This window comes from Pedobacter xixiisoli, assembly GCF_900215335.1.
Taxonomy (GTDB): domain Bacteria; phylum Bacteroidota; class Bacteroidia; order Sphingobacteriales; family Sphingobacteriaceae; genus Pedobacter; species Pedobacter xixiisoli.
Genome location: NZ_OCMT01000003.1, coordinates 684,809 through 708,815, shown reverse-complemented (window position 1 = coordinate 708,815; position 24,007 = coordinate 684,809). Strand labels below are relative to the sequence as shown.

Below are 24,007 nucleotides of genomic sequence, written 5' to 3'. Positions count from 1 at the left end.
ACCAATGAGCAACACCATTATTAAAGTCGAAAACCTGAGCAAAGCCTACCAATTGGGCGAAATAGGCACTGGCACCATTAGTCGCGACCTAGAACGCTGGTATGCTCGTTTGAGAGGCAAAGAAGACCCATTTCTGCGTATTGGCGAAACCAATAACCGCAACATCAAAGGCAATAGCGATATTTCTTGGAGTCTCAAAGACATCAATTTTGAAATTGAGCAAGGAGATGCAGTAGGTATTATTGGTCCAAATGGTGCAGGCAAAAGTACACTGCTAAAAATATTAAGTAGGGTAACCTCCCCTACCTCTGGCCGCATTATAGGTAAAGGCCGTATTGCATCTTTATTAGAAGTAGGTACAGGTTTCCATCCCGAGCTTACTGGCAGAGAAAACATCTACTTAAACGGTGCCATTTTAGGCATGCGTAGAAAAGAAATCACCAAAAAATTTGATGAGATTGTAGATTTTGCTGGCGTAGAACGTTACATAGATACGCCCGTAAAACGATACTCTAGCGGCATGTATGTGCGTTTGGCATTTGCAGTGGCAGCCTATCTAGATAGCGAAATATTAGTCATCGACGAAGTATTGGCCGTAGGCGATGCCGAATTCCAGCAAAAATGCCTTGGGAAAATGGGAGAAATTAGCAAAGGTGAAGGCAGAACGGTATTGTTTGTGAGTCATAATATGGGCAGCATTGCAGAGCTTTGCAATAAGGCAATCTTACTGCGTAATGGCCAATTAATACAACATGGAGACGCCCAACAAATCATCAACCGCTACATCAACAACGAAGAAAACCAACAATCTGTTTGGCATAAAAGCTCTGAAAAATTTAGCAGTCAGTTTTTCGATTTGCTCAGTTTCTACATAGTAAATGAGCATAAAGAAATGAATGATACAGGTGTAGCCAGAAACGATGCCAAAACCGGAGTCTGCCTTAAGTTTAATACCAACGAGCTTAATGCAGATTTTTGCTACGGCATTGCATTTTACGACCAGCACGAAACCTTACTTTATTGGTCTTACCAAACAGACAAGTCGAAAGTTGAATGGTTACAACCAGAAATAGGCACGAACCAAATTATCATCTGGCTACCACAACATATGCTTAACCAAGGCAGCTATCGGATTAGACCTTTGGCAAGTTTGCACTATATCAAATGGCTGGTTGCCCCAAATGCAGGCCCATCCATCCATTTAAAAATATTGGGCGGTTTAAGTAATTCACCTATCTGGAATGATGCCAGACCAGGTTTATTAGCACCCGTTCTAGATTTCGAAAGAATATAAAATGTCAATATTCAATCCATTTTGGCCTTTTAGAAAAGCTAAACGAATAGTAGAAATCTTGAAAACGAAAGTTCAAGACAGAAAAGCACTGCAAGAGATTAAAGCGGATTATCTGGCCTTTAAAAAACAATCTGGCACAGCAAGATTTGACCATAGCCAAGACAAATGGCTCCCTTATGTTGGCGATAAAACTACCCTCACTCCTTTCGAGCCACATTATACCTATCATCCAGCTTGGGCTGCAAGGATAATAGCGAAAATAAAGCCACATAAACATGTTGATATTTCTTCTTCATTAAGGTTCTGCACCATGATTTCGGCCTTTGTACCAACAGATTTTTACGACTTTAGGCCAGCAAATTTAAAGTTATCTAATTTAAACTGTAGGCAGGCTAACTTATTAAACCTTCCATTTGCCAACAATAGTGTACCCTCTCTATCTTGTATGCATACCATTGAACATATAGGCTTAGGTAGATATGGAGACGAAATCGATTACAACGGAGACCTAAAAGCAATGAATGAGCTAGTAAGAGTTTTAGCGAAAGATGGTCATTTGCTAATAGTTGTACCAATTGGAAAACCTCGACTAGAATTTAACGCCCATCGTATTTATAGCTACGATCAAATAACAAGCTATTTTAAAGATCTGCATTTGAAAGAATTTAGCCTTATACCTGATGATTTTGAACCCTTCGGCTTGATAGAAAATGCCAGTAAAGAATTTGCAGACCAACAATATTGGGGTTGCGGCTGTTTTTGGTTTAGTAAATGATTGGCGTAAAATTACATGGCCGCTTGGGCAATCAGTTATTTCAATATGCGTTTATCTATACCGCAGCAGCTAAGCTTGGCACCACATTTTACCTCGACGAAAGTATTGATCGTTTTCTGGTCTCCCGCTATTTCGAGATCAAAGAAAAGCCCATTGCCATTTTTAGACGATTCATCTTTAATCTTAGCGGCATCAAACGTCTACTAGAGAAACCAAAAATTCAGTTTTTTGAAAGTTTAAAACGTCGATATCAATTAAGTACAACGCTAATAGATGGAAAGCAGTTTCCAAAAGCCGAGTGCTTAAAGATTAAAGAACAGACTTTGTTCGAAGGTTTTTTTCAATCAGAAAAATATTTTGAAACAGAAAAACAAGCACTCAAAAACTTGTTGTCCATCAAACCAAAATATATCAAGCTATTTAAGCAATATGTTAAGCAGCTAGTTAAAGAGAAAACCATGGTGACTATACATGTACGTCGTGGCGACTATTTAACAGCGAACTGGCAATTAACTAGCAGCTATTACCACCAAGCTATTGCAAAAATCCATCATCCCAATAATTTTTATGTATTTATTACGGATGACCGAGATTTTGTAGCGAAAGAATTTGCCGACATTACACCTCAACATATTTCTTCCGCAAGCGAAATCATCGACTTACAGTTTTTAATCAATGCGGATATCAATATACTTTCCAATAGTTCTTTTAGCTGGTGGGGTGCTTATTTAAACAAAAATAATGCACAAACTATAGCTCCTGCACTATGGCTGGGTCAATCGGAAGTGTATCCAAATTCTATACTGTGCAGCAACTGGCAACTGATTTAATCAAATGGAATTAGCACCAATTGTACTTTTTGTTTACAACAGACCACAGCACACTTTAAAAGTGCTAGAAGCGCTGAGCAAAAATCCATTAGCCCAACAATCCGCCTTGTATATTTTTGCTGACGGAGCAAAACCTAATGCTACCGAAGAGCAACTAGCAAAAATTACAGAAACAAGGCAAGCGATAAAAAGTAAGGATTGGTGTAAGGAAATACATATCGTTTCACAAGAAAAAAATATAGGATTGGCTGCTTCGATACTAAGCGGAGTTGGAAAAATTATCGACAAGCACGGTCGTGTAATCGTACTGGAAGACGATGTAGAAGTATCGCCTTATTTCCTCAATTACATGAACCAAGCATTAGAGCTTTATCGAGATGATGAAAAAGCAATGCACATTAGCAGTTTTGTTCCTGTAGGCATTGGTGCGGAAAAACTACCTGATACTTATTTTCTTCGTTGCATGAGTTGTTGGGGCTGGGCAACTTGGGCAAGAGCTTGGAAAAAAAATGTAACAGATAGCAATGAGCTATATCTTCGTTTGAAAAAGGAAAAAGCATTCAATAAATTTACGATGAACAACAGGTTATCGGTAATTAAGGACCTAAAACTTAATATCGAAAACAAAACCAAAACCTGGGCAGTGAATTGGCATGCTAGTATTTTCCTTCACCAAGGCCTATGTCTTTATCCTAAACAGGCATTATCTGCCCAAATTGGATTAGATGCATCGGGAATGCATTGTGGTAACGACGACCTAAAGCTTTTTGACGTAACACTCGCCAACACTACCAATATTTATCGAGTAGAAGTTCAAGAAAATAAATACGCCCTCAAGTACTTTATGCGTTTCCTTACACTAGGTAATTTTAAAGGCTATCAAGCTTTTCGACATTGGCTTAGGGTTCACAAAGCAATTACGCTGGAAAAATTCGAAAGATTAAAATGACATTAGAAAATAATCAAAAATTTCAAAAATCATCGCAAAAAATGTATTTTTTTTGTTACAATAAAAGGTTAAGCAAAGTTATACTTTCGTATTAAACATTATAGTTGTAAATTTGTTTTACATATTATCTAATCTATCACCGAAAAACGTTCTAAAATTGAAAAAAATCTCAACAATCTAGTTATTTCTTGATATTGCTTCATTCAGAAGCATATGAAAGCTTAAATGTTTTCTCTCGATATCTGTAAGAAATAAATGAATGAAATAACAACGGCAAAAGTGTCGCTGTCAATTCTTCCATCTAAAGATTCACGACCTCCCATGAAACAACTTCTCAAAAAAACACTTCAAAAATATCTACTCAAAAAGGGTATGCAAATAACTTCCGTAGGAGAAGGTTATTTCAGTATTAGAGAAATGTTACATCATTTCGAAGCAACTTTACATTTACAAGATTCAATCACTGTTAATTAACATGAAACTGTCTATCATTATTCCGACATATAATAGAAGTCAATTGTTAAGCCATACATTGCAAAGTATTGCTGATCAAATTATACAAGAAGCGTTCGAAGTTATTGTAATTGATAATGGTTCAAATGATAATACAAAAGATATTGTCGACTTCCACTTGAGTCGCATTCAAAATCTCATCTACATGTACGATGCTGTCCCCGGCCTACTTACAGGAAGACATTGTGGTGTGAAACTTTCAAAAGGTGAGATTTTATGTTTTATAGACGATGATGTAATTTTGGATAAACATTATGCAAGTAATTTAATCAAATCGTTTGAGAAACAGCCCTCTCTACATTTGGCTACTGGGCCATCCCTGCCGAATTACGAAGTTAGTCCACCGGAATGGCTTACCTATTTTTGGGAGAGCAATAATTCTTTTAATCATTGCTCTTGGCTAAGTCTATTAGATTTTGGAACTAACGAAGTTACTATTGATCCAAATTTCGTTTGGGGATTAAATTTTTGTATTCGAAAAAAAAGTCTAATTGAATGCGGTGGATTTCATCCCGATTGCATGCCTAGTGAACTTCAGGAATTTCAAGGAGACGGTGAAACTGGACTAACTTTAAAAGCTAGAGACAAGGCTATGATGGCAAAATATATTCCGACACTAAAACTCTATCATTTCGTACCCGCAACCAGATTAACAGTAGATTATTTTAAAAAAAGGGCTTTCTACCAAGGCGTTTGTAATTCATTTACTGCATTGAGAAATCCGGCTATTGAATATAAGCGTTCAATTAGAGATCGCTTACATCCATACTATAGATGGATAAAGCATATCTTTTTAAAAAAACAAAAACGAGAAGTTCCTATTCATATCGAGGTTATACAAGAAGAACTAAGAATATCTCAACTAGAGGGTTATCAATTCCATCAACAAAAATTCTTATCCAATCAGTCTGTAAAAGACTGGGTGTTAAGAGACAGCTACTGGGATTACAAACTCCCTAACCAAACATCATTGATAAATTAGATTATCACTCATCTATGAATTTACTTTTTATTTCTGAAACCCTATGATTGAAAACATTTCCTATGAAAACCATCAATTAGCTATCATCATCAGATCTAATTACAAGAACGAAGGCATCGAATTTTTTACACCACCAAACTACTCACAGCAACTGGCTTACATGAACCGCTCTAAAGGTTATATAATTGCGCCGCACAAGCATAAAAAGGTAGAAAGAATGGTGATGCAAACTCAAGAAGTTTTGTTCATTAAGTCGGGAAAAGTAAAAATAGATTTTTACAGCCCAACCAAAGCCTATTTTACCAGTACAATTTTAGAAGCTGGCGACGTTATACTATTGGCCGACGGCGGGCATGGCTTTGAAATGATGGAAGATACCGAAATGATTGAAGTAAAACAGGGTCCATATAGTCAGGAAGATGACAAAGAATTTTTAAATAGCTCCGTTTAAAATATGATAAAATGGCATTAAATTTTGAAAAGATTGGTGAATATTATGACCTGTTTTATCAATCAAAACCTTACGAAGATGAAGTTGTCTACCTAGACAAACAAATCAAAACTTTACATCCCGATGCCAAAACAGTGGTCGATTTGGGTTCTGGAACTGGTGTGCATGCTAAACTTTTGCACCAAAAAGGATATAACGTTCATGGCATCGAGATAAGCGAGAAAATGTTCAATATCGCTAATCGTGAAGCTAAAACAGGGCTTAGTTTTCAAAACGCGGATATCAGAAGTTTCAAAAGTGAGACTAAATTCGATATCGCTTTGTCTCTTTTCCATGTGATCAGCTATCTCAACGACAACCAATCACTCATCGAAGCTTTTCAAAATATCAACCAGCATCTTCATCAAGGAGGCTTATTTATTTTTGATGTTTGGTACTCACCCGCCGTGTATCATCAAAAGCCAGAAACCCGTGTGAAGCGCCTAGAACAAGGCGAAGTTAGTATTGTCAGAATTGCAGAGTCTACAATGCACATCAGTAAAAATATGGTAGAGGTCAATTATGAAATCTTAATCAAAAGTTTTGAAACTGACGAGACTGACCGCCTTACCGAAACCCATAACATGCGACACTTCAGCACGCCAGAAATTGAGCTCTTAGCTAAACTAACTAATTTTGAATTGTTATCATCAGAAGAGTTTTTAACGGGAAAAGCACCTTCGGAAGATACTTGGGGAGTATGTTATATCCTAAAGAAAATCTAATGGTAATACCTGTAAATACACCCTTGCTAGCGGGTAACGAATTAAAATACCTAACAGAATGTGTAACTACCGGATGGATATCTAGTGATGGCCCTTTTGTAGCGAAATTTGAGCAAGAATTTAGCAAATACTGTCATCGTAACTTTGGCATTGCTGTTTCCAATGGCTCTGCAGCATTAGATATTGCACTCAAAGCCTTAGAAATCCAAGCTGGAGATGAAGTAATTATGCCAACCTTTACCATTATCTCTCCTGCTCAATCTGTGACAGCGCTAGGTGCTACACCAGTTTTGGTAGATAGCGACCCACATACCTGGAATATGGACGTTAAGCTAGTAGAAGCAAAAATCACTTCACGTACTAAGGCAATCGTTGTGGTACATATTTACGGTATCCCTGTAGATATGGATCCCATTATTGCATTAGCCAAAAAGTATAAGCTCAAAATTATTGAAGATGCCGCACAATTGCACGGACAAACTTATAAAGGAAAATCTTGTGGCAGTTTCGGTGACATCAGCACGTTCAGTTTCTATGCTAATAAAAACATAACTTCTGGTGAAGGTGGTATGGTTTTAACAGATGATAAGGCCCTGGCAGAACGTTGTAGAAAACTTAGAAATCTTTGTTTTGAACCTAATCAACCTCGATTTGTACACCACGAAATTGGCTGGAATTACCGAATAAGCAACTTACAAGCTGCTTTAGCTGTAGCCCAATTAGAACAAATCGAACATTTCTTAACAATCAAGCGAAGCATGGGCAATTTCTATCAGCAAAAGTTGGCCTTCTTAAAAGAGAAAGGTTATCAGTTACCTGTAATACAGACCGACGCCAGTCAAAATCTTTATTGGGTGTTTGGTATTGTAGCGCCCTCAGAAACTGAAAAAGAAGCATTGGTAAAGCATTTAAACGAACAAAAAATTGGCACACGCCCTTTTTTCTGGGCCATGCATGAACAACCTGTGTTCTTAAAGAAAGGTTTCTTCCAAAATGAACAGCACCCAATTGCCGAGAAATTAGCCAGATGTGGTTTTTACATTCCTAGTGGTTTGGGTACCAGCCAAGAACAATTAGAAAAAGTAGTGTACCAAATAGAAAAATATTTTGCCTAAATCTACCCAAAGATCTGTTTTAATCTTCCATCCCTATGGAGATATCTTTTCGAATGCCAGCATGCTTGTGCTCATTGAAAAGTATTTAGAAAGAAAAGATCGCGTACATCTTTTCACCTATGAAAAACCCGAATATATGGGCGATTTGGATGGAAAGATTCATTTTGAAAAACTTCCCAGTTTCTATCCTAGAATGGCAAGGAGACCAAAGATTTTTTTCAAAGCCACCTTAATGCCCTTATTATTATGTTGGTTTAAAACGATCTTTCTATTTCGCCGTACTAAAATTATCGTAGTAGATCAAGAAGGGCTTTTAACCGCTTACAAGATATTTCCCCGACAACTCCATCGGTTCAATTACATTTCCTTCGAAATATTTGTAGCAAAGGAGATGAGTAATGCAGAACAAAAAGAAATCAAACAAGAAGAAATCGCCCTATTGCGGAAAGGTTTAAATTCCTTACTCATTCAAGATCAGTACCGACATGCACTGTTTATGGAAGAAAATCAAGGCTGTAAATTCAAAAAAGTCGTTTATCTACCAGTAGCGCCTATCTTAAAAAGTCAGGGTAAAGGAATTTATTGTCCAGTTCAAACTCCAAAAGGGAAAAAAACGATCATCTACTCCGGTAGTATCATGGCTTGGGCAGGGATCTTAGATATACTAGAAGAGCTACAAACGAATTGGCATCCAAATTACCAATTAGTAGTACATTACCGTTTTCCAGAAATTGAAAACCCGATTGTCGAAAAGATTAAAAATTTAGCTTCAGCAGGCTTACCAGTTACTTTAATTGTTCAAAAAATTGACTACGTGAACTATTATGATTTTCTAAAGCAATTCGATACTGCCTTTGCCACTTATATTCCCAATTCAAAAAGTGCAAAGGGCATGGATGGTAAGAATTTTGAAATCATCGGCCTAGCATCAGGTAAATTCAATGCGCAAATGATGCTGGGTATCCCTACCTTAACCACCAATAATGAGATTTTCAGGACTTTAAAAGAAAAATATAATTTTGGTTATGTGATGCAATCTTTCAAGGATATTAGAAAAGGTTTAGAAGTTTTGGAAAAAGAAGAAATAATTATGCAAAACAACGCAAAACAACTTTACCAAGAGGTGTTAAATCCAGAATTACATGTCAATAATTTCCTACTCTTATCGTGATATTATTTTAATACCATATCATATAAAATAATATATTTGACACTAATTATTATGGTTCTCTACAATCTTAATAATTAGAGCTTCTGCCCTACACTCAAACCCTATAGTTGTAACCGAACAAATAAATATGAGCAATATTGCCATTAAAGTCGAGAACCTATCTAAAGCCTATCAATTAGGTGAAATTGGTACTGGTACGATTAGCCGCGATTTGGAACGTTGGTATGCCCGTATCCGTGGTAAAGAAGATCCATTTTTACTTATAGGCGAAACAAACGATCGTACTGCTAAAAGTTCTTCGGACATTGTGTGGAGCTTAAAAGACATCAATTTCGAGATAGAGCAAGGCGATGCAATAGGCATTATTGGTCGTAACGGAGCTGGCAAAAGTACGTTGCTTAAAGTATTAAGTCGCGTGACCTCTCCCACTTCTGGGCGCATTAAAGGAAAAGGTCGTATTGCCTCACTACTAGAAGTGGGCACGGGTTTTCATCCTGAGTTGACTGGACGAGAGAATATTTATCTCAATGGAGCTATATTGGGCATGCGGAAAAAGGAAATTACTCGAAAATTCGATGAAATCGTCGACTTTGCTGGCGTAGAGCGTTACATCGACACACCCGTAAAACGTTATTCTAGCGGAATGTATGTAAGACTAGCTTTCGCAGTAGCAGCTCACTTAGAAAGTGAAATTCTAATTGTAGATGAAGTATTAGCAGTAGGCGACGCTGAATTCCAAAAGAAATGCTTAGGTAAAATGGGAGATGTAAGTAAAGGAGAAGGAAGAACGGTATTGTTTGTGAGTCATAATATGGGAAGTATAATGGACTTGTGCAGAGACAGTATATTATTACATCATGGATCTGTGGAAGCCACAGGCAAGAGCGGAGAGGTTATCAATAAATATATTACTGGAAATGCACTCAAAAGCAAGATATGGGACCGAGAAGATACAAGTAATGAAATAGCTTCTTTTAGAAAGATTTACATTTCGAATGGTGAAAGTATAATAAACAACCTAGAGGTATCTCAAGAAAACTACTTAAACATTCTAGTAGATATACAAGATATACACCAACTCAAAACCTTAGCATTTGAAATAAAATCTTTTAATGACTACTCGCTTTTTTGCTCGCATGACTACGATATTGGGAAGATAACATATAAACAAGGTTTAAATCATTTTAGAATTAAACTACCCGAAAATCTTCGACCAGGTTCATATTATATCAATATTGGCTCTAACGGAGCTGGATTCTCTACAGTAGAATATTTCAAAAATGTTATTGATTTTGAAGTGATAAACTCTAACGAGGTTATTGACAACAGACCAGGTATTATGATGTTTCCATTAAAATGGATAAGTTAGCATGATATCATTATTAAAAAAAATAAGACGGTACTTAATTTGGCGACAGTACTTACTAAGAGGAAATTTCAACAAAGACAAGTGGTATTTTGTATTGTCTTACGGAATTGGAGATGCCTATATCGTTTCCGCTATAATCTCAGAATTCACAAAAAAGCAAGGCGATGTAGTTTTAGTATTTACCAAACCTAACCAAGAATTTATAGGAAGGCTATTTGACAAAAAAATAGAAACCAGAATATTAAAAAACTATAATAAAGGATTATCTAATGAATTTGGCAAGTTTAAAAAGGGTCAACCAATTAATCTTCATCCTAATGATCTTTATGGTGGCAAATTTGAAACAATACTCGGGTTTAAAGATATCAATCTAGTGGATGTCTATAAAATATTATTGGGCATTAATATTAACGCACCACTATCTAAGCCAGTATTTGCACGTATAAAAAGTAATATAGTTAAAGATTACTTTGTCAAAAGTAATCTAACAATAGGTAAAACGGTTTTATTATGTCCTAATGCAAATAGCATTTCGACATTAGACCCGATTTTTTGGCTGATCTTAGCTGATAAACTAGCTAAAAATGGTTTTACACCTACTTTTATGAATTCTCGCGATAAAAACCAACTATATCCTACTATCGAATTCCCACTTCAACACAGCATGGATGTCTGTAATGAAGCTAATTATGTAGTTTCTTTAAGAAGCGGATTTACAGATTTAATAGCTACATCAACTGCAAAAAAAATAATTCTTTATCCAGATACAATGGGGCATTCGGGCAAATTGATAGATGCTTGCAGTTTGATAAAAATGGGATTAGCTTCCCCAACCAACACCTTTGAACTGGTCTTAGATAAAGATAATGAATATATATATCGAAAAATTTTAACAATTTTCTATGACTAAAAAACAATATTTTATTTCTCTGGCGAAATATTCACAAATCCTATTTGATAAATTGCCTATCGAGTTAGAGCCTAAGCCGATAAGTTACGCATTAAATATCCTAAAACCGGCGATTGATAACATTAAAGTTAGTCAGCTAGACGAACTATATAAAATAAGATCTTTAGATAAATTAGCGACACCCGGTAATACCAACTCATGGCAAGGATTAAACTCTATTGGTATGTTGATGGATCGTTTTACGATACTCTTAATTCGGGAATGGTGTTTAATCAACAAACAGAAAAACGGAACAAAAGCCAAACAAATTTTCGAACTTCAAACCCTCGATATTATTGAGGCGATGGTTAATGCTGCACCTGGATCTTCTGCTCTAAATTCTAAGATCACGAATATTAAGCAAAGCGTAAATGCAAGTACATGGGAACAAGCTTTCTTTGGACTACTTACTATTAATTTAATATTGTGGGAATCTCAAGAAGTATTATATATCAAAGATATTAGTAAACTCCCTTGCGAAGAATTAAGAAGTTACATAGACTGGTTTTCTAAAGGCAATATCATTCGTAATGAATACATACAATTGTGTGAAGAACTTTTCTGGTCAATTTAATCAAATTATATTTTGAAGGTAGCAATAATAGGTTCAGGAATATCAGGGTTAAGTATTGCTAATATGCTTAATCAAAAGCATCAAGTTACAGTTTTCGAAAAAAATCAAAAAATAGGTGGATTAGTCAAATGCGAGAGAATAAACGGAAGTTTATTTCATAAAGTTGGCGGACATGTATTTAATTCAAAAAATCAGAAAGTATTAAATTGGTTTTGGTCATTTTTTGATATTGAGAATGAATTTGTTCAAGCGAAAAGAAAAGCCAAAATCCTTTTTAATGGAAAAATTATAGGATATCCTATCGAAAATTACCTGTATCTCCTAGACCCAGAGATTGTTAAAAAAATTATTAATGAATTATTAACGTTACAAAAAGAAGAAAAAAAAGCGCCATTAGATTATTCGGATTTTGGCACTTTTCTTCAAAAGAACTTTGGCAAAACTTTGTATCAACAATATTTTGAACCTTACAATAAAAAAATCTGGAATATAGATCTTCATAGCGTTTCTATGGAATGGCTAGAAGGCAAATTGCCTATGCCCAATTTAGAGGAAGTAATACAAAGTAATATTTTCAGAGAAGAAGAAAACAATATGGTTCATTCTTATTTCTATTATCCAAAAAATAATGGTTCTCAATTTATCGTAGACAGATTAAAAGAAAATCTAAGTATTACTACCAGAACTGAAATCTCTGAAGTTGATATAAATAATGGAAATTTAAAGATTGACAATCAACTTTTTGACAAATTGATTTATTGTGGTGATGTTAGAAAACTTCCTGCTAATATTAAAAAAATACTTGAAGAAAATAACGTTGACGTAAAATACCTAGAACAACTACGATCTAACGGTACTTCTAATTTATTCTGTGAAACAGACGAAACTGATATATCTTGGCTTTACATACCAGAAAACTTTACAAAAGCGCATCGCATTATTTATACGGGAAATTTTAGTAAAACAAATAACAGTGGATCAATTAGAAAAACTTGCGTTGTAGAATTTTCTGGAAAAGTTAGTGAAGATGAAATGGAGAAAGAAATCACTTTGTTACCAGGCAACTTAAAAGCTATCTTGAGTAATTACGAGCCTAATTCTTATGTTATACAAGACGATAAAACTAGAGCAGAAATTAAAAAAGCTAAAGATGTATTAGGCAGGTATGGAGTATATCTTTTGGGCCGCTTTGCTGAGTGGGAATACTACAATATGGATAAGGCAATTGAGGCTGCATTTGAACTAGCCAACACTATAAACTTGGATAATGACACGAAGAATTAATTGGCCATACACAAACGCCGTTGCCCCATATTCTCAAGAGAGAAAATATTACGCAAAGCAACATATAGTATTTTTCACGTTGGATGCCATATATGGGAGAAGTATGAGCCTTGTTGTTAGGAAAGAAATACTGAATAAACTTCTAATCTATGGTAAAAACTATTAAAATATCTACTCCTTGGGGGCATAGCTTTTTGAAGGACCAAATTCATCCTTCAATACATGACTTCAAATTTGAGATTGATAATGATGTTCAAGATTGCGATTACTGGATTGTATGGGGGGGGCTCCCAAAAAATGCAAATAAGCAGTCAGCAATTTGCAGCAGAGATAATGTGTTTTTCATGACAGATGAAGTTCATGACCAAAAAAATTACGCTCCAGATTTTCTAGCTCAGTTTGCGAAAATATTAACTGTTAGAGAAGACATCATTCACAAAAATATTGTTAAGATACATGAATATAATCATTGGCATCTGCATAAAACCATAGAAGAACTCCTAAGTCTTGACTACGTTAAAAAAGATAAAAATATATCCGTTGTATGCTCTGATCTAACAGATTTACCTGGTCATAAGTTACGGTATGCATTAGTCAATAGGCTAATTGGTCATTTTAAAGATAGACTAGATGTTTATGGTAGAGGTTTTAATCCGGTTGTCAACAAATGGGACGCACTTGCACCTTACAAGTACTCAATCGCTATTGAGAATAATGCAGTAAATGGGTATTTCACTGAAAAAATCACGGAATGTTACCTTGCTCACACTATACCGATCTATTATGGTGCCCCTGATATTGACAAGTATTTCAATCCAAACTCTTACATTACTATTGATATAAATAATTATAAAAAGACAATTGAAACTATAGAAAGAATATTGGAGGAAGATCTTTATATCGATAAACTTGAAATCATAAAAGAAGAGAAAAATAAATATCTAAGTAAATATCATCTATTTTCAGCTCTCAGAAATTTTATAACAGAAATTTCACCATCCGTTCTCAAAGAAGAGAGAGTTGTGGTTTTTGAGCAATCAAGATTTGATGATTACTACCACATTAAAAAAATACTTGCTCTAGGAAAGAAAACCTTAAGAAGATGGAAATAAAAAAAGGCATCTCAATTATAGTGTGTTGCTACAACAGTTCGCCTCGCTTACCACAAACCATCAGACATATAGCTCTTCAACAAGTTCCGAATCACATCCCGTGGGAATTAATTATAATTGATAATAATTCTTCTGACGGGACTACTGATTCAGCACTAAAAGAGATTGAGAAGTACAATGTATTATTAGACAGATTTCGAATAATACATGAAAAAAATGCAGGACTTAGTCATGCTCGTAGGACAGGGATTTTTAATTCTCAATATGAATACTTGATATTTTGTGACGATGATAATTGGCTTAGCGAAAATTACATTCAGACTGCTTACTTTAGAATGTCAACCAATATCGAACTCGGAGCCTTAGGCGGGCTCGGCACTGCCGCATTCGAAACCCCAGAGCCAGATTGGTTTAAAAAGTATGAAATTTTTTATGCTATAGGCCCTCAAATAAATGGCAATCAGACAAATGATTTAAACGAGGTCTATGGAGCTGGCATGGTTGTCAGAAGAGATATATTAGTTAAAATATTTTCTTCAGATTTTGAACATCTTACGACAGACAGAAAAGCTTCAAATTTATCGTCGGGAGGTGATTCTGAAATATGCATCTTATTAAAGTACCATAAATATAAAATAGAATTTGAGCCAAAACTGGAATTCTTTCATTTTATTTCAGCAGATAGGTTAAACTCTAGCTATCTATATAAACTTATCTCAAGCATTACTTGTAGTGGAACTATTTTACAGGCGTATAATAATAATAAAACTACGTTAAAGAGTTCTTGGCTTTATATGGTTATGTATTGGTTTTATACTTATTTTTCTAAAGGCTACAGAATGAATAAGTTTTTTTCTAACCATATTCCAACCGAGATCAATGATAAGCTCATAGATGAAAATTGTATTAAAAATTTGATTTTTTTCTTACTAAGAAACAAATCATTATTAAAAAATAATAAAAAAAAAATACGTAGTTCGAATTGGTATAAGAGCGTCAATAAATAGAAATGTCAAATCCAATAGTGTCAATTATTGTTCCTTGTTATTACGTATAAGGTTTGCAAAAGTATTTTACCCACTGTTTGAAGCCTGCAATAAGTCAAAACGGCGGTTCAACAGGATCTTTGGAGATATAATAAAAAAATGCTAAAAAAAAATGGTTAAGCTCGTAAGTATAATCATGCCATGTTTTAATAACGAACAGCATATTGCAGAAGCTATTGGTTCTTGTCTCAAGCAGACTCATCAAAATGTCGAAATTATTGTCGTAAACGACGGTTCAACAGACAATTCAAAAACTGTCATTGAAAGTTTGTCGAAAACAGACAATCGAATCAAATTATTTAGCCAAAATAATAGCGGTTCGTGTGCAGCTCGTAACACCGGCTTAAACCATGCCACCGGTGACTATATAATGTTTCTAGATGCTGATGATTACATAAACATAAATACTATTGAAGCTGCTGTCAAAGAGTTAGCCACATGCGACATTGTTTCGTACAACGCAAATTTAGTTGATGTTAACGGAAAAATATTGGGCAAAAAAAGTTTTAAGCCCAGATACAAAAACCTTAGTGTAAGTTGGATGGAGTATGCTCCATTAAATGGTTGTGTGATATTCAATAGAAACTTGGCATCACATCAATGGAATCAACAATTTGATGCGATAGATGAATTCGATTACTATGTAAGGCTCGCTTTGAGTGCTCCAAAACATAGTTATTTGAATAAAACTTATTTTTCTTATCGCCAACACGAATCAGTTTATAGAAAATCAAACAAAATACTTCCTTATGGAGAACAACTTTCAAAAGCTTTCGAAAATTATCTATCTTCAAACGAATATAAAAAGAGTGCTGTAGAAGATATACGGCTACGTGCTTACAATAATTTCATCATTGATGAATTTAATTTACCATTAAACAAAATGAAAATCTCAAAAAGCTGTTATATCTTTTTTTTATTACAAATGAAAAAGAAAACAACTTTAAAAAAAATATTATTTGACCTCTTTAGATAACATATTATGTGGCACACTATATTATTGAAAATAAAAAACCGCTTTTTTGGTAATTATCCCCGCCTTTCTTACTCTAGAGGTGGAGAAGATATTCTTATAGAAGAAATTTTAGGCTTTAAAAACAACGGACTTTACGTTGATGTGGGTGCCTTTGATCCTATTACATTCTCGAATACGTATAAATTTTACTTGCAAGGCTGGAGCGGCATTAACATAGATGCGAGTAGTCAGTCCATAAAAAAATTAAATAAGGTACGTTCAAAAGATATTAATTTACATTGTGCAGTTGGAGAGCTGAATAAAAGTGTGGAATTTTTCGAGTTGTCAGATCCATCCATGAATACAACGGTATCGTCATTTAAGGAAACGGCAGAACTAGAAGGTATCTTAACAAAGAATATCACCACAATCCAGCAATATCGTTTAGATACTATATTCGCAAAACACCTGAAAGGTAAAGCTATAGACTTTATGTCAGTTGACGTTGAAGGGGCAGACCTTGCTGTTTTAAAGTCAAATGATTGGAATCTTTATCGTCCTAAAATTATTATAGTAGAAACAAATTCTAGTATTACTGATATTAAAGATGACGAGATTGTTTTATTTATGCAGAAGTTAGGTTACAAGGCACAGGCGTATACTCTTGTGGGGCTGCTTGCAGGAAACATCATCTTTATGGATCATCAAGTTCAGTCGTAAATATAGAAACGTCATGCCAGACTCAACTTTAAATGTAGATGTTTCAATAATCATTACACATTATAAACAATATTCTTACCTAACAAATTTACTTAATTACATATCAAATAATGATGATCTAAGTGCTAGCGAAATTATAATAATTGACGATAAATCATTAGCCAATGACGACCTAACAAAATTGGTAAAAAGCCATCCTAGGTACAAATTCTATCAAAATGAAGTAAACCGAGGTCCTTCGTTTTCCAGGAATTTTGGCGCAAATATTTCCACAGCAAAATATATTCAATTTTTGGACGCCGATGACTGGATAACACCAGAAAAAATAAAAGTTCAATACCAAAAAGCTGTAGCTTTAAACTTCCCTAGCTTTGTCTGCTCCGACTGGGCAAGAGTAACATTCGATTCTGATTATCAAAATCTAGAAGTAATTCAAGCTTACCAACCTAATTTAGAAGAGCCAACATTAATTAACATACTAATTCATTTTTTTCCGTTAATGAGCGGTTTGATACTTAAACAAGACTTTATTGACATTAATGGATTTAACGAAGAAATGAGACTAATTGAAGATGTTAACTTGGCTATTAGATTATTTTCCTTAAAAGAGAGATTTTATTATTTTAAGAGTGATCCATTATTTTTCTATCGCGTCAACAATCCTAATTCATTATCCAATTCTAATGAATTAGAATTCTGGAAATCTAACTTAGATAATTATAAGTTATGCTTTGATTTAGCTGAAAAAAAATATAGTTTAGAAAAAATACAAGAATATCGGAGTATAAGTTTTCGTGTAATATGGCTAACATTCTTAAAAAGTTGTGAAATAAAAAATATAATATTTATTAATGAAACTATAAAGGAACTGCATAAAACTGAACGCCCGATTAATCTTACTTTAAAACATGGAAAGACATTTTTATTAACAAAATTAATAGGTCTTAAGTTGGCTTCTAAACTTCTATCAATCTGAAAGTGAAAACCCTTTTAATCACAGATTACTTTTATCCGAATACTGCTGGAGGTACTGAAAAGTATATTTATTTACTTGCTAAGTTTCTTCCTCAAAATTACAAAGTATCTATACTATCTATTAGCGAAACCGCTAGCTCGGCAATTTATGAGGATTTAGAAATCTTTTATATAAAGCCCAACTCAGATCATAGAAGGGACACTATCAGAGGCATATTTCCGCCTAACAATTTGGTAGAATTTGAAAAATTCATCGATATACAAAAACCTGATATTGTTCATTTCCATACCTTAACCACAAATTTCAATACCTATCATTTTGAGATTTGCTTTAAGAAAGGAATTGCTACCTATTTCAGTTCGCATATTCCAGGCCATATTTGCTTGCGTGGAGATTTAATGTTTCACGGAAAAACAGCTTGCGATGGTAAAGTTTCTATTTTAAAGTGTGGCCTATGCATAGCTAAAAACTCAGAAGTAAATCCAATCAAACTTTCAGCGAGATTTCTCTTTAATATTTTTTCCGCAATAAGCCCTGTTAAATTACGCAAAAAGCTATTTAAAGAAATTGAATCTAATACAACCAAGATTATAACTGTTTCTGAATGGCAAAAAGAATTTTTAACCAAAAATGGAATAAATTCCAATCATATAAGGATATGCAGGCAAACTGCTCAAAGTAGTGAAATCAGGAAAGAAAATTCTACAACAACTAGATTAGGATATTTAGGAAGAATTGACCCCATAAAAGGATTGCATTTACTTATAAATGCAATATCAAAGTTAAATGAAACCCATAAGATCTCATTACATATAGCGGCAGTATACCCTCCTCCACAATTTACATCCTACTTCGAAATTCTAAAAAAAGATTCTGAACAAATCGGCAGCTGTACTTGGCAATTCAACTTGAAAGAATCGGAGATGAAATCTTTCTTTGCAAACATAGATTACTTAATCGTTCCCTCATTATGTTTTGAAACCGGACCTTTTGTGATCTATGAATCTTTGTCTTACAAAACACCAGTAATTGCTACAAATTTGGGAGGACAAAGAGAACTAATCACAAATGGTAAAAATGGCTACTTATTTGAGCCATCGGAAGAAAGCCTCCTCACATTACTAGAAAAGATAGTAAATGAGCCTACTTTGAAACTCCCATCTGATGAAGTCTATTCCAATGATCATATAGCTTTTAAAATGCAGGAAATTTATCAAGAATGAGAATTGCTTTAACCGTAGACCCCGAAATTGCAGTCCCTCCAATCCATTACGGAGGTATAGAAAGAATTGTAGATTTTTTAATTACTGAATATCAAGAAAAAGGACATGAAATCACCTTGTTTGCTAATGATCAATCTAGAAAAGATTGCATATTAAAAGTATGGCCAGGAAAAACTTCTTTTTCAAAAATTGATACTTTAAGAAACACGATATATCTTACTAGAGAATATCTTAAAAATAAATATGACATTGTACATAGCTTCTCTAGACTTGCTTATTTAACTTTGATTTTACCTATTGGCGCTAAATGTATCATGTCTTATCAAAGAGAACCTACCATTTCCCAAATTATAAAAGCAAAAAAACTAGCTTTTGCGAAAAACTTATGGTTTACTGGCTGTAGTGACTACATTACCGATCAGATTAAGCCGTTTGCGAGCGCTTTCAAGGTATTTAATGGTGTGCCTCTAGCTGCATTTCATTTTAATGAAGCGATCCATGAAGATGCGCCTCTAGTCTTTCTCGGTAGAATTGAACCTATAAAAGGTACTCACAATGCCATAACTATAGCTCAGCAAACTGGAAAAAAATTAGTTATAGCCGGAAATATACCTCAAGAATATCAATGGTATTATAATGAAAAAGTAGAACCTCATTTAAGCGATCAAATAAAATATATTGGTCCAGTTAACGACGAACAAAAGAATAATCTTCTACGGCATGCATTAGCTTTCGTTATGGCTATACAGTGGAACGAACCTTTTGGTATAGTCATGGCCGAAGCCTCTGCTTGTGGCACGCCTATTATTGGAACTTGTAAAGGTGCTGTTAACGAATTTATTACAGATGGCCTAAATGGTTTCAAATCAGATGAGATTGAAGGTTTAGTCCGATATGTAAATGAAATACATCTTTTGGATAGAAGGCAGATTAGAATAGATACAGAAAAAAGATTCTCGAGTAACGTAATTGCTGAACAATATTTGCAACTATATAAAAATTTCATTAGCAAATGAGAATAGTTTTAGCTACTACGGGCCAACCCAGCACAAATCCACGTTTGGTAAAAGAAGCAAATGCATTGGTTGAAGCAGGTTATTCAGTTAAGGTTTATTATTCCTATTGGGCTGATTGGGCCGCTGACACGGATCGCCAATTACTGGAAACTGTAAAGTGGGAATATGAACTGATTGGAGGTGCACCCTATACAGATCAAATTACTTTCATTCTAAATAAGATTACTTTCAAATTTTATCAAAAAATCAGTAAATATTTTAACTTGTCTTTAGCAAAATCTAGAAACAAAACTTTTGATAGACTCGTCAAAATCTTAAAAGAAGAAAAAGCCAATCATTATATAGCGCACAATCTTGGTGCACTTGTTCCTATTGCTTTGGCCGCAAAACATAATCAAAGTTCATTTTCATTTGATGCAGAAGACTTTCATAGAGGACAATATTCACAAACTTGCAGGGATCAAGATATAGAGATTCGATTAGAAAATGAATACCTCCCTAAAGCCAGGTTTGTTACAACCGCAAGCTCACTAATTACGAAACATTATCAAGATCTCTACCCTAACCAAAAGTTTACGACTATCAATAATGTTTTTTCAAAAAAAGAATTTAAAAATACCACTTTAGCAAACAATACTGATCCATTAAAACTATTCTGGTTCTCACAGACTATAGGAACAAATAGAGGTATTGAGGATGTTATTGAAGCTATAGGGCTGTGTTCCTCAAATGATATCAAATTAACATTGCTAGGATCGATAAGTAGTGAGAATTTTAGTTATTTTAGAAAAATAGTAAAAGAATTTGGACTGCAAGATCATCAATTTGAAATTATTTCCCCCGTTTCTCCCAAAGAAATATTTGAAATTGCCAAATACCATGATATCGGTTTAGCACTAGAACCTGCTTTTAATCTTAACAACGATTTAGCATTATCTAATAAGATATTTACCTATCTAAGCGTAGGATTAACAGTTATAGCTTCTGAAACCCAAGCCCAACGACTTTTTTTTGAAGAAAACTCTGATATTGGTATTACTTACTGTATAGGCGATGTAATTAGCTTGAGCAAAATTATCCAAGGTTTTATTGATGACAAAAAGCTTTTAAAGCAATATAAGAGAAATGCGTACACTATAGCCGAAACTCGATTTAATTGGGAATTGGAATGCAAAAAATTCATCTCACTTATTAATGAGACTTTTAGCAAATGATTATTGGTAAATCAAACCTCCAATTTAGCTGCTGAACAAAACAGAGATTATCTTAATTATTAGCGACCATTTCAATATTAAACCAATATTTTTGAGCCTTCAATGAAGAACATTATCATAATTACCCCTTTATTTCCTCCGTCAAATGTTGCTTCTGTACATAGAAGCCGTTTGTTCGCTCAACATCTTCCCAAATTTGGTTGGAATCCTATTATCGTTACTGTTGATGAAAAATATCATGATTTTAACTACGATTGGGATATAGTGAAATTACTACCTGAGAATCTACGTATAGAGAAGGTGAATGCAATTTCCAATAAAAAGATCAAAATCATAAATGAAATTGGTATCAGAGCATTCTATCAGCTTTACAAAAGAGTTCTTAAAATAGTTAGAAATGAAAAAATTGATTTTATATACATTCCCATCCCGACTTTTTATACCGCACTAATTGGACGTTTAATATATAGAAAAACGAAGATCAGATATGGGATTGATTATATCGATCCTTGGGTTTATAAACTTCCCCAAAGCACATCTTTTTTGGGAAAGTACTGGTTATCGATGCAGATAAATAAAATTTTAGAACCCATCTCTATTAAACACGCAAGTTTAATAACAGGAGTAGCTCCGGGATACTATGAAGATGTCTTAATAAGAAATCCAAAGCTAAAAGATCATGTTGTGACGACTGCAATGCCATATGGTGGAGAAAAAAGAGATAATTTAATTGCGACAGAATTGAAATTAAATACCTATATATTTAAAAAAGTATCTGGTAAATTAGATTTTGTTTATGCTGGAGCAATGTTACCAAAAGCATTTGAAACGCTAAATGAAATACTTAAATCGATAAAGAAAAATAAAGACCTATTCACAAATATTAGGTTTCATTTTATCGGAACTGGTACATCTCCAGATGACCCGAATGGTTTTAATATTAAAGAACTAGCTCAGAAATATGAACTTTGGAATGATATTATATTTGAATATCCAAAGAGAATACCATACTTAGACGTACTATCACATCTAAATGCTGCTGACGGGACATTTATACTAGGTAGTACTGAGCCTCATTATACACCCTCCAAAATCTATCAGTCGATACTTAGTGAAAAACCTGTTTTTGCTGTATTACATAAAAAAAGCTCTGCGTGTCAAGTAGTAAAAAGTACAAATATTGGAACCTTATTGGCTTTTGATGGAGAGGACGAGTTATCACTAATTTCCAAAAATTTCGCAAAAATTTGGTCTCAACATCTAAACTTCATTTCGAATTTTTCGATGGATAATGTAAACTTGTCTGAATTCGATCAATATTCGGCTGAAATGAGCACAATGAAGCTCGCAGAAAGTCTAGATAAAGTTATAGGTCAAAATAATTATTATGAAAATATTAACGATAGTAGATAATCTCGGGATCGGTGGTACTGAACGTGCAGCACAAAATTACTCTACTGGATATAAAAAACTTGGTCATGATGTAAAAGTACTGACTTTGAAAGGCCAGGGAATTAGATCTGAATTTCTTTCTAACCATGATATTGGCATATATGATGGATCAAAAGATCTGAATAAAGTCTTATCTGACATAAGGTTGTGGGAACCTAGAATAATACATATACATAGAAGCGGTTCTAAATGTAAAGCCACTATAAACATAATTAAATTTCTAAAAACAAAGCAAAATAGGATTTTAGAAACCAATGTTTTTGGAAGGCCCGATTATTCTGCTGATGCCGTCTACATAGATGTTCATCTGCAATTGTCGAGATGGTGTTTATGGAAATGGCAACAATGGACCAGTAAATCGAAACAAATTGGTAATATTTTGCCGTACCCAATTGACACCTTAGCACTTTCAAATAATTTATCTGTAGAAAAAAAAAACTTTAATTTACCTGAAGACTCTTTTATATTAGGTCGAATTGGACAACCGTATGATGCTAAATGGCATAAAATTATATTTGACGTACTCTCTGATCTATTAAATGTAGAGCAAACTTATTATTTGGTACTGGTTGGTTTACCTCCATCTCTAAATAAAATATTAAGTAATTATCCAAAAAATGTAAGAGATCATATTATTGTATTGCCTACTACAAATAGTGATAAAGAATTAGCTGCGCTATATAAATCATTCGACATCTTTATACATGCCGCTGAAATAGGAGAAAGTTTCGGAATGGTCTTAGCGGAATCGTTATTCTATAAAACGCCCGTGATTACTTTAAGTACACCATTAAAAGACAATACACAGCTTGAATTAATTGGAGATAGTAAAGGAGGATTTGTTGCGAAAGATAAAAAAGATTTTATCGACAAGATAATTTTTTTAAAGAATCAGCCTCATCTTCGAAAAGAATTCGGTATAAATGGTCATAAATTCATAAACAATAATTTCAATATAGAAACTATTACGAAAAGAGCGATAGAAATTGTACAAATTTGTCTGCAATCTGAAAATACAAGTTCTTTAAAAAGGAATTTAAACCAAGCTGGATTTACAACTTCTGTGAACTCTCAAGATATTTATGACATTGCAAATACTCACAATGTTTCAATTAGCCCCTTAAAAAAAATATTTATAAATATTATACATCAGCCATTATTTTTCAAAATATATTTAAACTCAAAAAAACTTCTCAGTTTTTTATCAAAGTAAATAAAATTAAACTTTGAAAATTAATCGAGGATAAAAATTAATACATTCAGATTTTTTGTT

At 34.0% G+C, this 24,007-nt stretch carries 23 protein-coding genes; all 23 read left to right on the top strand.

From position 1 onward, the window contains the following. The first annotated feature begins 4 nt into the window (after positions 1-4). The 23 genes from CRO54_RS15245 to CRO54_RS15130 all read left to right on the top strand — a co-directional run bounded on the left by CRO54_RS15245 (position 5) and on the right by CRO54_RS15130 (position 23,947). Positions 5-1,294: an ABC transporter ATP-binding protein gene (locus CRO54_RS15245; RefSeq protein WP_097132927.1), complete on the top strand. Its 1,290-nt coding sequence runs from the start codon at positions 5-7 to the stop codon at positions 1,292-1,294. 58 nt (positions 1,295-1,352) lie between these two features. Then, complete coding sequence (locus tag CRO54_RS15240; RefSeq protein WP_218840075.1) at positions 1,353-2,069, top strand: DUF268 domain-containing protein; 717 nt, start codon at positions 1,353-1,355, stop codon at positions 2,067-2,069. After that, complete coding sequence (locus tag CRO54_RS15235; RefSeq protein ID WP_097132925.1) at positions 2,066-2,899, top strand: alpha-1,2-fucosyltransferase; 834 nt, start codon at positions 2,066-2,068, stop codon at positions 2,897-2,899. Before CRO54_RS15240 ends, CRO54_RS15235 begins: the two co-directional genes overlap by 4 nt. A 4-nt stretch (positions 2,900-2,903) precedes the next feature. Next, positions 2,904-3,848: a glycosyltransferase family protein gene (locus tag CRO54_RS15230; RefSeq protein WP_097132924.1), complete on the top strand. Its 945-nt coding sequence runs from the start codon at positions 2,904-2,906 to the stop codon at positions 3,846-3,848. A 475-nt stretch (positions 3,849-4,323) separates the two neighbouring features. Continuing rightward, positions 4,324-5,343 carry a glycosyltransferase family 2 protein gene (locus CRO54_RS15225; protein WP_097132923.1) on the top strand — a complete coding sequence of 340 codons (1,020 nt, stop codon included), beginning with the start codon at positions 4,324-4,326 and terminating at the stop codon, positions 5,341-5,343. A gap of 43 nt (positions 5,344-5,386) precedes the next feature. Further along, a complete protein-coding gene (locus CRO54_RS15220; RefSeq protein WP_097132922.1) occupies positions 5,387-5,794 on the top strand; it encodes a cupin domain-containing protein in 408 nt (135 codons plus the stop codon). Positions 5,795-5,805: 11 nt separating this feature from the next. Continuing rightward, the gene (locus CRO54_RS15215; protein WP_097132921.1) at positions 5,806-6,558 is read left to right on the top strand and encodes a class I SAM-dependent DNA methyltransferase; all 753 of its coding nucleotides are present in this window, start codon (positions 5,806-5,808) and stop codon (positions 6,556-6,558) included. Further along, entirely contained in the window at positions 6,534-7,673 is a 1,140-nt protein-coding gene (locus CRO54_RS15210; RefSeq protein ID WP_218840074.1) for a DegT/DnrJ/EryC1/StrS family aminotransferase, read from the top strand. The genes CRO54_RS15215 and CRO54_RS15210 overlap by 25 nt, the downstream gene beginning before the upstream one ends. Further along, complete coding sequence (locus CRO54_RS15205) at positions 7,666-8,844, top strand: glycosyltransferase family protein (protein WP_097132920.1); 1,179 nt, start codon at positions 7,666-7,668, stop codon at positions 8,842-8,844. The genes CRO54_RS15210 and CRO54_RS15205 overlap by 8 nt, the downstream gene beginning before the upstream one ends. A gap of 127 nt (positions 8,845-8,971) precedes the next feature. Further along, complete coding sequence (locus CRO54_RS21505; RefSeq protein WP_097132919.1) at positions 8,972-10,213, top strand: ABC transporter ATP-binding protein; 1,242 nt, start codon at positions 8,972-8,974, stop codon at positions 10,211-10,213. A gap of 1 nt (position 10,214) precedes the next feature. Continuing rightward, positions 10,215-11,123 (top strand): hypothetical protein, encoded by a 909-nt coding sequence (locus CRO54_RS15195; RefSeq protein ID WP_097132918.1) that lies wholly within the window; start codon positions 10,215-10,217, stop codon positions 11,121-11,123. Then, positions 11,116-11,736 (top strand): hypothetical protein, encoded by a 621-nt coding sequence (locus CRO54_RS15190; RefSeq protein WP_097132917.1) that lies wholly within the window; start codon positions 11,116-11,118, stop codon positions 11,734-11,736. The genes CRO54_RS15195 and CRO54_RS15190 overlap by 8 nt, the downstream gene beginning before the upstream one ends. Positions 11,737-11,748: 12 nt before the next feature. Beyond that, positions 11,749-13,020, top strand: coding sequence for a protoporphyrinogen/coproporphyrinogen oxidase (locus CRO54_RS15185; protein ID WP_205944001.1), 1,272 nt, complete (start codon positions 11,749-11,751; stop codon positions 13,018-13,020). 149 nt (positions 13,021-13,169) lie between these two features. After that, entirely contained in the window at positions 13,170-14,132 is a 963-nt protein-coding gene (locus CRO54_RS15175; protein ID WP_097132914.1) for a glycosyltransferase family 10 domain-containing protein, read from the top strand. Further along, positions 14,123-15,139: a glycosyltransferase gene (locus CRO54_RS15170; protein WP_097132913.1), complete on the top strand. Its 1,017-nt coding sequence runs from the start codon at positions 14,123-14,125 to the stop codon at positions 15,137-15,139. Before CRO54_RS15175 ends, CRO54_RS15170 begins: the two co-directional genes overlap by 10 nt. 151 nt (positions 15,140-15,290) lie before the next feature. After that, positions 15,291-16,154: a glycosyltransferase family 2 protein gene (locus CRO54_RS15165; RefSeq protein ID WP_097132912.1), complete on the top strand. Its 864-nt coding sequence runs from the start codon at positions 15,291-15,293 to the stop codon at positions 16,152-16,154. Positions 16,155-16,178: 24 nt separating this feature from the next. Beyond that, a complete protein-coding gene (locus CRO54_RS15160; protein WP_171047923.1) occupies positions 16,179-16,853 on the top strand; it encodes an FkbM family methyltransferase in 675 nt (224 codons plus the stop codon). A 13-nt stretch (positions 16,854-16,866) separates the two neighbouring features. After that, positions 16,867-17,829 (top strand): glycosyltransferase family 2 protein, encoded by a 963-nt coding sequence (locus tag CRO54_RS15155; protein WP_097132910.1) that lies wholly within the window; start codon positions 16,867-16,869, stop codon positions 17,827-17,829. Between the two features lie 2 nt (positions 17,830-17,831). Beyond that, entirely contained in the window at positions 17,832-19,052 is a 1,221-nt protein-coding gene (locus tag CRO54_RS15150; protein ID WP_097132909.1) for a glycosyltransferase, read from the top strand. Next, positions 19,049-20,068 (top strand): glycosyltransferase, encoded by a 1,020-nt coding sequence (locus CRO54_RS15145; protein WP_097132908.1) that lies wholly within the window; start codon positions 19,049-19,051, stop codon positions 20,066-20,068. The genes CRO54_RS15150 and CRO54_RS15145 overlap by 4 nt, the downstream gene beginning before the upstream one ends. After that, a complete protein-coding gene (locus CRO54_RS15140) occupies positions 20,065-21,282 on the top strand; it encodes a glycosyltransferase family protein (RefSeq protein ID WP_097132907.1) in 1,218 nt (405 codons plus the stop codon). The genes CRO54_RS15145 and CRO54_RS15140 overlap by 4 nt, the downstream gene beginning before the upstream one ends. A gap of 102 nt (positions 21,283-21,384) precedes the next feature. Continuing rightward, on the top strand, positions 21,385-22,695 hold the full coding sequence (locus CRO54_RS15135) for a glycosyltransferase family protein (RefSeq protein WP_097132906.1): 1,311 nt from the start codon (positions 21,385-21,387) through the stop codon (positions 22,693-22,695). Continuing rightward, positions 22,670-23,947 carry a glycosyltransferase family 4 protein gene (locus CRO54_RS15130; RefSeq protein ID WP_097132905.1) on the top strand — a complete coding sequence of 426 codons (1,278 nt, stop codon included), beginning with the start codon at positions 22,670-22,672 and terminating at the stop codon, positions 23,945-23,947. The genes CRO54_RS15135 and CRO54_RS15130 overlap by 26 nt, the downstream gene beginning before the upstream one ends. The last annotated feature ends 60 nt before the right edge of the window (positions 23,948-24,007 follow it).